Genomic DNA, 13,555 nt, shown 5'->3' on the forward strand with positions numbered 1-13,555 from the left:
AGATGAGCTTTATTGAAATACAAAACGAATTCATGGCGCATATTCGCAAACCCAGCCAACATAAAAAGCCGCAAGGGATTGAAGATAGACGCATGGCGATTTACCGCGATTTATTTTTTAATAATATTGTTGGATTTATTTCGTCAGGTTTTCCGGTGTTAAAAACCTTATACAGCGATAAACAATGGCAAATGCTTATTCGCCGATTTTTTAGTGAATATGATTGTCACTCGCCGTACTTTTTAGATATAGCAAGGGAGTTTATTAATTACTTATCAAGTAATTATGAAATGCAAAAATATGATCCGCCATTTATGCTCGAACTTGCCCATTATGAATGGATTGAATTAGATGTAGCTATTACACAGCAGGCTGAAGATGAGCAACTCATAGATTCTGAACAGGTTGCCTCTGCGCGCTTATACTTATCAAGTACCGCGCGTAATTTAAGTTACCAATTTGCGGTGCAAACAATAAGTAGGCAGTTTCAGCCGCAACAGCCATCAGCACAGCCTAATTATTTTGTAGTATATCGCGATGGCGATGATGAAGTTCAATTTTTAGCAACGAATGCCATGACAGCCTTGTTATTATCGATTATAAGTGAGCATGATGGTTTAATACTCGATACTATTTGCGAGCAAGTAACCCGCCATGCTGTGCAGTTTAGCGCTGCACAAATTGCCCAAGGCGCACTCGTTACCTTACGTGCTATGGCGCAGCTTGGGATTATAGTGACAAAAAATCAAGCTTAAGCTCTTTATAGATTATTTTACATCGTTTATTATGACGCCCTTATGTGTCGTGCTTAATAAAAGGTTGTAACAATGTCAGATGATAAAGAATTTAAAGATCCGTTCAATGCAGCGTACTTTTTTGGCTTCGTAGCTATATTTGTAGGTATTGGTTGCTTAAATGCAATTGTTGGCTGGTTTGCTGTGTTATCTTAATTATTTATCTCAAGGCTGTTGTTACCAACAGCCTTATTTTTAAAACTTCCCCTCGCCTGAAACGGTTAAAACACCTTTTATAATAACGTCAAACTCGCAATCAAAGGTCACTTAAGGTTATAATCAGCTGCTTTGTAATATAAACCATTGAGCAGTTAAAATTATGACTCAAGTAACACCTGCAATTATCAAAAACAGCATAACTACGATTGCTGATTACCCTAAAGCGGGCATTATGTTTCGCGATGTAACGACACTAATGGCAAACCCAGATGCATTTAAAGCGACTATCGATGCTTTTATTACTGCATATAAAGATCAGGGTTTTACCAAAATTATTGGTACTGAATCACGAGGCTTTATTTTTGGTGCACCCTTGTCTTATGCTTTGGGTATTCCATTTATTCCAGTGCGTAAGCCAGGCAAACTGCCGCGTGAAGTTGTTCGTCAAGACTACCTACTAGAATATGGCGAAGACACGTTAGAACTGCATGTAGATGCTATCGTTCCAGGTGACAAAGTATTGCTTGTTGATGACTTACTAGCAACCGGTGGTACTATTGAGGCAACCATTAAATTAGTGCAAAAATTAGGTGGCGAAGCCACTGATGCAGCATTTGTTGTTTCATTACCAGAACTTGGTGGTGAAAAGCGTATCGCAAAAATGGGTATTAAAATCCTAAAATTGGTTGAATTCGAAGGCGAGTAATCGATGAGTTATCAGGTTCTAGCGAGAAAATGGCGTCCACAAACCTTTCATGAATTGGTTGGACAGTCTCATGTTAAACAAGCGCTGGTTAATGCGTTAACGCAAAATAGACTGCACCACGCTTATTTATTCACTGGAACCCGAGGTGTGGGTAAAACCACAATAGCGCGTATTTTTGCTAAAAGCTTAAATTGTGATGAAGGCATTTCGGCAAATCCGTGTGGTCAATGTAGCAGCTGTAAAGATATAGAAGCAGGACGTTACATTGACCTACTCGAAATAGATGCAGCTTCGCGCACTAAAGTAGAAGACACCCGCGAAATACTCGATAACGTACAATACGCACCCACACGAGGGCGCTATAAAGTATACCTAATCGATGAAGTTCACATGCTTTCTAAGCACAGCTTTAATGCGTTACTAAAAACGTTGGAAGAGCCGCCTGAGCATGTAAAATTTTTACTTGCGACTACCGATCCACAAAAGCTACCAGTCACTATATTATCTCGCTGCTTGCAATTTAACTTAAATGCGTTATCGCAAAATGAAATAAAAACTCAGCTTGAACACGTACTGACGCATGAAAAACTGAACTTTGACAACGATGCTTTGCGCATTATTGCCAAAGCCGCAGACGGTAGTATGCGAGATGCGCTTAGCTTAACCGACCAAGCTATAGCACAAACTAATGGTGATATTAACAACCAAGCGGTACAAACTATGCTTGGTTTAATGGACACGCATTATAGCCAAAGTTTACTAGCCGCGTTACTTGCCCAAGATGGCGCAGCGCTAATGAAAGAAGTAGCAAATGTTGCTAGCAGAAACCCTAACTTTGTGGCCTTACTAGATGATTTAATTGCATTAACGCATTTGACACAGTTAAGCCAATTAGTACCTGAAGCTGCCGCTCTTGATGAAACAAATGCCGATTACATCACGCATGTTGCTCAAAATACAAATCCACAGCAAATTCAAATTTACTATCAGCTACTGTTAAACGGTAAAAAAGATCTACAATGGGCGCCAGAGCCTCGTTTAGGCTTTGAAATGATTATGCTAAGGCTGTTAGCGTTTCAACCAATTGATACACAAAACCAGCAACCAGTAGCTGTAAATACACAGCCGGTGCAAAGTAATACGACAAAGGCCAGTGCCTTACGTGATATTTTAAATAAAAGTAAACCGCTGCCAAGCACAGCTCAAAATAATGATACAACGCAACCACAAATTATTGAGCCAAAACCAGCTGAGGTCGCTAAGCTATCAGAGCCGCAAAACGTAGCGCCCGACACTCTTAATAATAACTCTAATACAACGCAGCAGGTTTCTACAACTGTATCAGCAGTAGAGCAAGCAGTTGTGTCGGCTGTGCAAAATGAAGCGGTGAGTGAGCAATTAGTTACTCAGCAACATCAGCATACAAATGACGTAACTGACGAGCAAGCGCAGCGTCAAAGCGAAGATGAGGCCTACTTACAGCAAAGTAATTTAGAGCACTCATTAGCGGCACAGTTTGATGATGTTATTAGTAGTGCGGTTGATCAAGGGTTTAACCCTGCAACAAATACGGCAGCGCAAGCTCAGCAAAGCCAAGCGACAGACACCTCAATTAGCGAACAAGAAGCGCGAGCACAATCTGCTATTGCACGTATTTTAAGAGATAGAAATATATCGGGTGCGGGTAAGCTCTCAAATGCAAAAGAGACTAAGCAGCAAAATACAGCAAATTTAAGCTCTGCTAACAGTCGGCCGAGTCGCTTTACTGCTAATAGCAGTAACAGCAATGAGCAAAATGTTACAGCAAATAGCGATGCAATTAATCACAGTAGAGCTAACAATAATGCGCAGAAAACACACACAGACAATCCGCCGCCGTGGCCTAATGATTTCGCAGGTGAGAGCGAAAAAAAGCCACAGCTCCCACTAGCGGGGAGCCAAAACAAGGCAGCAAGCCAAGTTCAGTTTGAGTCAAAACCTGAGCGAAAAATAGACTTTAAAGCAAAGCACCAAACAATTACCGAAAATTTAGCCCCTGAGCTACTTGAGCAAATTAACCCGCAAAAAGTACCCGAGGTTGCTGTAGCGCAGCCTAGCATTCCAGCGCCTGATGATTTTCAGAGCCCAATAAGCGAAATTCGCTTTGCGCATCAGCAAGACGAGTGGGCATATTTAATTAAACGCATGGGATTAGGCGGGCGTATGCGCCAGTTTGCGTTGCACTCTATTTTTACTAAGCAAGGCAATAATTTGCATATAGATGTTGATGAATCACAAAAACATTTAGATACGCCCATGCTACGCCAAAGACTTGATGCGGCGTTATCCAGTATTTATGAGCACAATGTAACACTGAGTATTAATTTTGCTAAAGGGGTGATTGATTCGCCTTATTTAATTCAACAAAAAATTGATGCAGGTCGTCATCAGCAAGCAATAGATGTGATCACCTCAGACGATAATATAGTACAATTTCAGCAGCTATTTAGTGCCGAAATTGACGAAAACAGCATTCAGGCATTGTAATTTATTACAACTGCCCTTATTTAGTAACCTAGTTAATGTATTAAAAAAGAAAGAGAGAAAGTTATGTTTAAAGGTGGAATGGGTAACATGATGAAGCAGGCGCAGCAAATGCAAGATCGCATGCAAAAAGCCCAAGACGAAATTGCAACATTAGAAGTTGTAGGCGAAGCCGGTGCCGGTTTAGTTAAAGTAACTATGCTAGGTAACCACAACGTTCGTCGCGTAGAGCTTGATGAGAGCTTAATGCAAGACGACAAAGACATGATTGAAGACTTACTTGCAGCAGCATGTAACGATGCTGTTCGCCGTGTAGCAGACGAAACACAAGAGCGTATGGGCAAAGTAACTGGCGGTATGCAATTACCACCAGGTATGAAAATGCCGTTTTAAGCCTATATGCAACTTTCAGCTAGTTTAACTCAGCTTATAGAGGCATTGCGCTGTCAGCCGGGCATTGGCCCTAAGTCAGCGCAACGTATTGCTTTTCATTTACTGGAGCGCGACCGTAAAGGCGGCACTCAGCTTGGCAATGCACTGACAAAAGCTATGACGGCGGTTGGTCATTGTGAGTCATGTCGCACTTTTTGCGAGCAGTCGCAGTGCGATATTTGTTTAAGTACTAAACGCCAAGATAGCGGCATATTATGTGTTGTTGAATCGCCAAGCGACGTACTTGCTATAGAGCAAACGGGTCAATATTTAGGGTTGTACTTTGTATTAATGGGGCATTTATCGCCTATTGATGGTATTGGCCCTAAAGAAATTGGCCTAGATGTTTTAGAGGCAAAGCTGGCACAAAGCGGTATAAACGAGGTGATTTTAGCAACCAACCCTACGGTTGAAGGCGAAACCACGGCACATTATATTGCTCAGCTTTGTCATAAGTACAAAGTAGGTGCCTCACGTATTGCTCATGGTATACCGGTAGGTGGTGAGCTTGACTTAGTCGACGGTACAACGTTAATGCATGCCTTTAGTGGCAGGCGAACGGTAACACAAGACTAACTGATAACTGCTGTTAGAAATTGTAAAAAAGCCTGCATAATTAAGTTATGTGGGCTTTTTTGTTGTACGTAAGCCAACTAGATTAAAGACGTGCATTGCCAGCATAGTCATGTTTTTAATTGGATTGGTATAAATATTAAGCCTACTAATTCAGGCATAGTAAGTAACCTAAACTCCGGATAATAAACCTATCTCAAGCAGCTATTGACGCGTAAATACGCCTTGTTTTCACTGAAAACCTCTGGCTAGAGAAATTAATTTAAATATAATTATGATTCAATACGTTAGTAAATCTCTTAACCAGAGTTTAGGTTAAGCAGTATAACCAGTCCTAATTTTAAGGAATAATTATGCCGACTCCTGACTCCGATACCATGATTATAGTTGATGATTTTGTAGCACCACAGTGTGATGGCTTGGTTGAAATCCTCTTTGCAGATGAAGACATTTTACTGATCAACAAACCCAGTGGTTTGTTGAGCTTGTCGGGGAAAAACCCGCTCAATTGGGATTCAGTGCATTATCGTTTAGTGAATGGGCAAGCAGGTATTACGGCTGCGTACCCCGAGGCTAAGTTACCGCACAGGTTAGACTTAGGTACATCGGGCATTATGGTTGTGGGATTAAACGCAGCGGCTTCTAAGCATCTAAATAAACAGTTTCAGGCGCGTACAATTAAAAAGCGCTATGTAGCCATGTTACACGGGTGGTTAATTGACGACGAAGGGCAAATTAGTGCGTCGATAGCAAAAGATAAACTGCTTTTTCCGCGGGTTAAAATCTGCGAAGCCACAGGCAAGACTGCCGTAAGTGAATATAAAGTGCTGCAACGCCTAACGCAACCACAGCGAACCTTAGTGCAATTTACACCCATTACAGGGCGTACGCACCAATTGCGTATTCACAGCCAGTTTATAGGGCATCCTATTTTAGGGTGCGATTTATATAACAATGCACAAAGCGAGCATATGGCAGCGCGCTTACAGCTTCATGCAAGTGATTTGTATTTTCAGCACCCGGTAAACAATGAGCAAATTCATATGCAATGCGCTAGTACGTTTTATTTTTAAGACAATATTGGTTGGGACTTTTTTTATTTTTTCCCTTGAAGTTCTAGCAGCTCCCCCCATATTAAGTGCATAACGCAGACACTTTGCAAATTGGAGATATATTAATGACTGCAGCACAAAAAGAAACATTAGGCTTTCAAACAGAAGTAAAACAACTATTAAACCTGATGATCCATTCTCTTTATTCTAATAAAGAAATATTTTTACGTGAACTTGTGTCAAATGCCTCAGATGCAGCAGACAAGTTACGCTTTTTAGCATTATCACAAGGTGATCTGTACCAAGGCGACGCTGACTTACGTGTACGTATTAGCGCTGACAAAGAAGCTAACACCATTACTATTTCTGATAATGGTATTGGTATGACACGCGATGAAGTAATAAGCTCATTGGGTACTATTGCAAAATCGGGTACTGCTGAATTTTTCAAAAACTTAACTGGCGATCAAAGTAAAGACTCGCAGTTAATTGGTCAGTTTGGTGTTGGTTTTTACTCAGCATTTATTGTGGCAGATTTAGTAACGGTACGTACCCGTAAAGCCGGCGAAACAACGGCTTACGAGTGGGAGTCTCAAGGTGAAGGCGAGTACACGCTGCAAGAAATTGAAAAAGAGGGCCGTGGTACCGACATTATTTTACATCTTCGCGAAGAAGAAAAAGAGTTTGCTGATGAGTGGCGCCTGCGCAGCATAGTGACTAAATACTCGGATCATATTTCGACCCCAGTACAAATGTACAAAGCAGAAGTACCAGAGTCTGAAGGTGAAGATGGCGAAAAAATCCCAGCAGTACCAGGTGAGTGGGAAAGTATTAACCGCGCTACTGCACTGTGGACTCGTGATAAGTCAGAGCTTTCAGATGACGAATACAAAGAGTTTTACAAACACGTAAGCCACGATTGGGAAGATCCACTAAGCTGGGCGCATAACAAGGTAGAAGGTAAAACTGAATACACTAGTTTGTTATACATTCCTAAAAAAGCGCCATTCGACTTATGGAATCGTGATCGCCAAAGTGGTTTAAAACTGTACGTACAGCGCGTATTTATCATGGATGACGCTGAACAGTTCATGCCAAGTTATTTACGTTTTGTAAAAGGTTTATTGGATTCAAACGATTTACCACTAAACGTATCTCGCGAAATTTTACAAGACAACAAAGTAACGCAAGCTATTCGTAAAGGGTGTACATCGCGTATTATTAAAATGCTTGAGCGTATGGCTAAAAACAAAGCTGACGATTACCAAGTATTTTGGAATGAATTTGGTCAAGTGATCAAAGAAGGCCCTGCAGAGGATGCAGCTAATAAAGAAGCAATTTGTAAACTATTACGTTTTTCTTCTACGCATACCGATTCAGCAACGCAAGATGTATCGCTTGAGCAATATGTTGAGCGCATGGATGAAGGCCAAGACAAAATATACTACGTAGTGGCTGACACGTTTACTGCTGCGAAAAACTCTCCGCATTTAGAGATTTTCCGTAAAAAAGGCATTGAAGTATTACTGCTAAGCGACCGTGTAGATGAGTGGATGATGAGCCACTTAACTGAATTTGCTGATAAGCAACTACAATCAATCACCCGTGGTGATTTAGACTTAGGTAAGCTTGACGACGAAGAGACTAAAAAAGCGCAAGAAGAGTCTGAAAAAGAAGTTGCCGGTTTAGTAGAGCGTATTAAAACTGCGTTAGGTGATGAAGTTAAAGAAGTACGCTTTACGCATCGTTTAACCGACTCTCCAGCATGTGTTGTTAGCGATGACAACGACATGAGCTCACAAATGCAAAAGCTAATGGAGTCGGTTGGTCAAGCTGCTCCTGAAGCAAAACCTGTGTTTGAGCTAAACCCAGAGCATCAACTTGTTAAGCATTTAAATGATGAGCAAGACGAAGATAAGTTTGCACAGTGGTCGCATGTACTACTTGACCAAGCACTCCTTGCAGAGCGTGGCACACTTAAAGACCCTACAGGGTTTGTAACTCGCTTAAATAAACTAATGCTTGAATTAAGCAAATAAGTTTAAAAAATGAAAGATTAAGTTAAAAGGGAACGTAAGTTCCCTTTTTTATACGCTATAAGCCCGCGAATGACTTATCAATTAGTATAAGTTGCTTGAGTATCGGCGGCGCTTATGGAAGAATTCAGGCTTCAAAAAACAAACTATTACTAAGGGACAATGATATGCGCATTATTCTTTTGGGCGCGCCGGGTGCAGGTAAAGGCACTCAAGCTCAGTACTTGATGGATAAATACGGTATTCCACAAATTTCGACTGGTGATATGTTACGTGCAGCAATTAAAGAAGGCACTCCACTGGGTCTTGAAGCAAAAAAAGTAATGGATTCAGGCCAGTTAATTTCTGACGATATTATCATTGGTTTAGTAAAAGAGCGTATTACTAAAGCTGATTGCGAAAATGGCTTTTTATTAGACGGTTTCCCGCGCACTATCCCACAAGCTGATGCAATGAAAGAAAATGGCGTAGTGGTTGATCACGTTATTGAATTTGATGTTGCAGATGAAGTGATTGTTGAGCGTATGGGTGGACGTCGTGTTCATCCAGGTTCTGGTCGTGTTTATCACGTTGTTTATAACCCACCGAAAGTGGCAGATAAAGACAACGAAACAGGTGAAGAGCTTATTATTCGTGCAGACGATACTGAAGAAACAGTACGTAAACGCTTAGGTATTTACCATGAGCAAACTATGCCATTGGTTGATTACTACCAAGCAGAAGCTGCTGCGGGTAACACCCAGTATCATAAGCTAGATGGTACACAAGCTGTTGATGCTATTAGCAAACAGTTAGGTGAGCTGTTAGGCTAATTTACAGCCCTATATTAAATAAAAAACCGCTAATGTAAAATTTAGCGGTTTTTTTGTGCAGAGTTTACGTTAATTTAGAGTGCCTTTAGTTTTTCAATCACGCTGGCGTATTCTGGTTCAGTTGCAAGGCTACTCACTAATTGCTTATAAACCACGTTATGGTTTTTATCTAAAATAAGTACAGCGCGTGTTAACAGCCCCATATCTTTAATTATAAATCCATACTTCTGACCAAAGTCGTGCCATACCGAATCAGAAAGCACAATTACCTTATCTATGTTCTCAGCTTTGCAAAAACGTTTTTGCGCAAAAGGTAAATCGCTACTAATGGTCAACATGGTTATGTTTGGAAATTGTTGTGCTACTTTTTCGTTAAAGTGTTTAGTTTGTAGGCTGCAAATACCGGTATCTAAACTAGGTACTACGCTAATCAAAACGGCTTGGCCTTTATACGCACTCAATGTAACAGGGGTAAAGTTAGCGTCGACCACTTTAAACTCTGGTGCGCTATCACCTATAGCAACTCCCTCACCTAATAAAGTAACAGGTTTGCCTTGTGCAGAGACTTTGCCTGCATCAAGCGTGTTTTCGGTATAATCGGCAGCAAAAGCCACAGAACTAAATGCACTTAATGCAAAAATTAACGAGCGAAACATAGGGTATTTCCTTTTAGGTTCAGGCTGTAATAGCGTTAAGTGTATTATACTGCGAAGTGCTCACCAAGCAGAATAAGCATGTGCTTTTATTTATTAATCAAAAATTGTAAACAAGGTATACTTTGATATAACATACATATGTAAAAAATATGTATATAAAAATAATAATTAAACCTTTATTAATGCAGTTTGATACCTAGAATAGGGTCAAAATAGAGAGAGAATATGTCAACATCGGTACTAATATGTGATGATTCAAAATTAGCTAGACGCCAGTTAGCTCGATCTTTGCCAGAGGATTGGGATATTAAAATTGAATTTGCGCATGACGGTGTAGATTGTATAAACCAAATAAAAAAATTACAGCCCGAAATTCTTTTTCTTGATTTAAATATGCCGGAAATGGATGGCTATGAAGTACTCATAGCAATACGAGAGCTGGGTCTTAATGTGCTCACTGTGGTGGTTTCTGGCGATATTCAGCCGGCGGCACATGAGCGTGTATTAGAACTAGGTGCAATTGATTTTATTCAAAAACCTTGCTCCGCAGAAAAGCTAGCCACTATTATTGAACATCACGGCATTAAAGACAAAGCAATACGAGAACGCCTTGCGCATTCGTTAGGGGAGCAGGTAGACCCAGATGTGCGAGATATATACCAAGAGCTTACTAACGTAGCCATGGGGCAAGCAGGGGATCTGCTGGCAAGGCTACTGAATGTATTTGTTAAGCTGCCCATACCGAATGTTAATATTTTAGAGGTGAATGAGCTTGATATGGCGCTGCGCTCAATTGATAACAGCACCTCAACCTCGGGTATTTGCCAAGGTTTTATAGGCGGCGGTGTATCAGGAGAAGCGTTATTACTTTTAAATGACTCGAGCTTTAAAGAAATAGCATCGCTAATGAACTACGACGGTGAACTTAACGAAAAAGTAGAGCTAGAGCTGTTAATGGATATTAGCAATATACTTATTGGCGCTATTTTAACAGGACTCTCTAAGCAGCTCGATATGACATTTAGCCAAGGGCATCCCATAGTGCTGGGCCAGCACCGAGATGTATCAGAGCTGGTTAAATCTAACAAACCACGCTGGCAACGTACCTTAGCAATTGAAATAAGTTACGGTATTGAAAACCACGATATAAATTGCGATTTGATGTTGTTATTTACCGAAGACTCACTAAAAACTTTGAAGTACAAAGTTGCCTACCTATTAGAAGATTAACGATTATGTCAGCTGATTTAAATATGAATGAAATCCATTGGTTAATGGATATGTTTAATACTGTTGATGTGGGCCTAGTGGTGCTCGACAGAGAATATAAAGTGTGTGTGTGGAATGGTTTTATGGAAAATCATTCAGGATTACTGCCAAGCGCAGTTAAGCACAAAGACTTGTTTGATTTATTTCCCGCAATAGATGAAAAATGGTTTAGAAGTAAATCTGAATCCGTATTTGTATTAAAAAACCGCTCGTTTACAATTTGGGAACAGCAGCCTTATATTTTTCGCTTTAAAAACTATCGACCAATTACTGGTAAAGCAGATTATATGTACCAAAACGCCACTTTTATTCCATTAACAAATACCCGTGGTGACGTTGAGCATATATGTATTATTATTTACGATGTAACCGATGTAGCCGTTAATAAAAAAGAACTCGAACAGTTAAATAAAAAACTTGAGCAAGTGAGTCAAACCGACAGCTTAACGCAGCTCGCTAACCGAGGGCATTGGGAGCATACGTTACGCCAAGAGTTTTTGCGTACTAAACGCAGTGGTGGTTGCAGTACTTTATTAATGTTTGATATTGACCACTTTAAAAAAGTGAACGATGAGTATGGCCACAGTTGTGGTGATGAGGCATTGCGTCATATTGCAAAACTACTAAAAGACACTTTGCGCGAAACCGATATAGCAGGGCGCTACGGTGGTGAAGAATTTGCTATCACCTTACTCGATACCGATAAACAAGGAGCACTGATAATAGCTGAGCGTTTACGCGAGCTAATAGCGGCAACTCCGGTGGTTTACAAAGATCAGCTAGTGAGTATGACGGTCAGTATTGGCATTGCCTCTTATAGTAATGAATTTAAAAACCATGAACGCTGGATTGAGGCGGCCGATAAAGCACTTTATAATTCAAAACATAATGGTAGAAATAGTATTACTATGTTTGACAATGTAAAAAATGACGGCTAAGCGTCATTTTTTACATTGGTTAGTTAACGCGAGTATGCAGCGTTGCTTAATAAATCTATTATCCATAACTCAGATTATTTACTCTGTAGTGTGACGATAATCATCTATTGGACATTGACTAAGAATAGAAACCTCACCGCTACTCGACTCTTGCTCTAGCTTTACTTTAAACCCCCATAAACGGTACAGATGTTTAAGCACTTCATCGTGTGAGTTAGCGAGCGGAATATTATTGTGCGGCACATAACGTAATGTAAGTGATCTGTCGCCTCTAATATCAACATTATAGATTTGAATATTAGGCTCGTGATTGCTTAAATTATATTGCGCAGACAACGCCTCTCTCACTGCTTGATAACCATTATCATCATGAATAGCACCTATTTCTAAGTGAGAGTTATTTGTATGATCAACAATAGTAAATAATTTAAAGTCACGGATCAGTTTAGGCGATAAAAACTGGCTTATAAAACTCTCATCTTTAAAGTTTTGCATTGCAAAGTGCAGCGTGTCGAGCCAATTACTGCCAGCATACTGCGGGAACCAGCGTTTATCTTCCTCTGTTGGCTGCTCACAAATACGGCGAATGTCTACCATCATATTAAAGCCCAGAGCATAAGGGTTTATACCCGAGTAATATTGGCTATTATAAGGCGGTTGATAGATCACATTAGTGTGGCTTTGTAAAAACTCCATCATAAATGAATCAGTCAATTTTCCTTCGTCATATAAGTGATTCAAAATAGTATAATGCCAAAATGTAGCCCAACCTTCATTCATCACCTGGGTTTGTTTTTGCGGATAAAAATATTGCGATATTTTACGTACAATCCGAATGATTTCACGCTGCCATGACTCTAGCAGCGGCGCATTTTTTTCAATAAAGTATAAAATATTTTCTTGTGGCTCTTGTGGAAAATGACGCTCATGCTTTTTAGCTTCTTGTTGTTGCGCTGGAATAGTGCGCCACAACTCGTTTACTTGTGATTGTAGATAGTCTTTTCGTTCTTGCTGGCGCTTTTGTTCTTCAAATAATGAAATACGTTGCGGGCGCTTGTATCTGTCTACGCCGTAATTCATTAGCGCATGGCAAGAGTCGAGCAGGGTTTCTACCTCAGTAATACCGTATTTTTCTTCGCAGCGGCTAATGTACTTTTTAGCAAACAGTAGGTAATCGATAATTGAGCCGGCGTCGGTCCAGGTTTTAAATAAGTAATTCCCTTTAAAAAAAGAATTATGCCCATAACAAGCATGCGCCATAACCAGTGCTTGCATGGGCAGGGTGTTTTCTTCCATTAAATAGGCAATACACGGATCGGAGTTAATGACGATTTCGTAGGCTAATCCCATTTGACCGCGTTTATAATTTTGCTCAGTTTGAATAAACTTTTTACCGTATGACCAATGGCTATAGCCTATAGGCATACCAACGCTAGAATAGGCATCCATCATCTGCTCAGCGGTGATCACTTCAATTTGATTAGGGTACGTGTCTAAGCGGTAGTGCTGTGCAACACGGGCTATTTCATCACGGTACTGGGCCAATAACTCAAAAGTCCAATCTGGGCCATCACTTATATGTTTATCCTTCATATTTACTACCTC

General features: G+C 40.4%; 13 protein-coding genes. 11 read left to right on the top strand and 2 right to left on the bottom strand.

What is annotated here, in order from left to right; all coding sequences use genetic code 11:
• Nucleotides 1-2: 2 nt before the first annotated feature.
• From I6E78_RS10650 to adk, 9 genes are all read left to right on the top strand, one after another.
• The gene (locus tag I6E78_RS10650; RefSeq protein WP_197182450.1) at nucleotides 3-755 is read left to right on the top strand and encodes an HvfC family RiPP maturation protein; all 753 of its coding nucleotides are present in this window, start codon (nucleotides 3-5) and stop codon (nucleotides 753-755) included.
• 72 nt (nucleotides 756-827) lie between these two features.
• A complete protein-coding gene (locus I6E78_RS18845) occupies nucleotides 828-950 on the top strand; it encodes a hypothetical protein (protein WP_011327883.1) in 123 nt (40 codons plus the stop codon).
• A 163-nt stretch (nucleotides 951-1,113) separates the two neighbouring features.
• The gene (gene apt / locus I6E78_RS10655) at nucleotides 1,114-1,659 is read left to right on the top strand and encodes an adenine phosphoribosyltransferase (protein ID WP_197182451.1); all 546 of its coding nucleotides are present in this window, start codon (nucleotides 1,114-1,116) and stop codon (nucleotides 1,657-1,659) included.
• Between the two features lie 3 nt (nucleotides 1,660-1,662).
• On the top strand, nucleotides 1,663-4,185 hold the full coding sequence (gene dnaX, locus I6E78_RS10660) for a DNA polymerase III subunit gamma/tau (protein WP_197182452.1): 2,523 nt from the start codon (nucleotides 1,663-1,665) through the stop codon (nucleotides 4,183-4,185).
• A gap of 63 nt (nucleotides 4,186-4,248) precedes the next feature.
• Nucleotides 4,249-4,575, top strand: a complete 327-nt coding sequence (locus I6E78_RS10665) for a YbaB/EbfC family nucleoid-associated protein (protein ID WP_011327886.1) — start codon at nucleotides 4,249-4,251, stop codon at nucleotides 4,573-4,575.
• A 6-nt stretch (nucleotides 4,576-4,581) separates the two neighbouring features.
• Nucleotides 4,582-5,190: a recombination mediator RecR gene (recR, locus tag I6E78_RS10670; protein ID WP_058373067.1), complete on the top strand. Its 609-nt coding sequence runs from the start codon at nucleotides 4,582-4,584 to the stop codon at nucleotides 5,188-5,190.
• A gap of 350 nt (nucleotides 5,191-5,540) precedes the next feature.
• Entirely contained in the window at nucleotides 5,541-6,260 is a 720-nt protein-coding gene (locus I6E78_RS10675; protein WP_197182453.1) for an RluA family pseudouridine synthase, read from the top strand.
• 104 nt (nucleotides 6,261-6,364) lie between these two features.
• Nucleotides 6,365-8,278, top strand: coding sequence for a molecular chaperone HtpG (htpG, locus tag I6E78_RS10680; RefSeq protein WP_197182454.1), 1,914 nt, complete (start codon nucleotides 6,365-6,367; stop codon nucleotides 8,276-8,278).
• Between the two features lie 164 nt (nucleotides 8,279-8,442).
• Complete coding sequence (gene adk / locus I6E78_RS10685; RefSeq protein ID WP_197182455.1) at nucleotides 8,443-9,087, top strand: adenylate kinase; 645 nt, start codon at nucleotides 8,443-8,445, stop codon at nucleotides 9,085-9,087.
• Between the two features lie 74 nt (nucleotides 9,088-9,161).
• Here the strand turns inward: adk and tpx are convergent, their stop codons facing one another.
• Nucleotides 9,162-9,743 (bottom strand): thiol peroxidase, encoded by a 582-nt coding sequence (gene tpx, locus I6E78_RS10690; RefSeq protein ID WP_197182456.1) that lies wholly within the window; start codon nucleotides 9,741-9,743, stop codon nucleotides 9,162-9,164.
• A 225-nt stretch (nucleotides 9,744-9,968) separates the two neighbouring features.
• Here tpx and I6E78_RS10695 point away from each other — a divergent pair, with 225 nt between their 5' ends.
• Entirely contained in the window at nucleotides 9,969-10,973 is a 1,005-nt protein-coding gene (locus I6E78_RS10695; RefSeq protein WP_058373130.1) for a response regulator, read from the top strand.
• Between the two features lie 5 nt (nucleotides 10,974-10,978).
• Nucleotides 10,979-11,950, top strand: a complete 972-nt coding sequence (locus tag I6E78_RS10700; RefSeq protein ID WP_058373131.1) for a sensor domain-containing diguanylate cyclase — start codon at nucleotides 10,979-10,981, stop codon at nucleotides 11,948-11,950.
• Between the two features lie 78 nt (nucleotides 11,951-12,028).
• On the opposite strand, the gene I6E78_RS10705 is transcribed toward I6E78_RS10700, so the two are convergent.
• Nucleotides 12,029-13,543 (bottom strand): SpoVR family protein, encoded by a 1,515-nt coding sequence (locus tag I6E78_RS10705; RefSeq protein ID WP_058373132.1) that lies wholly within the window; start codon nucleotides 13,541-13,543, stop codon nucleotides 12,029-12,031.
• Nucleotides 13,544-13,555: the final 12 nt, after the last annotated feature.

This window comes from Pseudoalteromonas sp. NZS127 (assembly GCF_015864805.1).
Taxonomy (GTDB): domain Bacteria; phylum Pseudomonadota; class Gammaproteobacteria; order Enterobacterales; family Alteromonadaceae; genus Pseudoalteromonas; species Pseudoalteromonas nigrifaciens.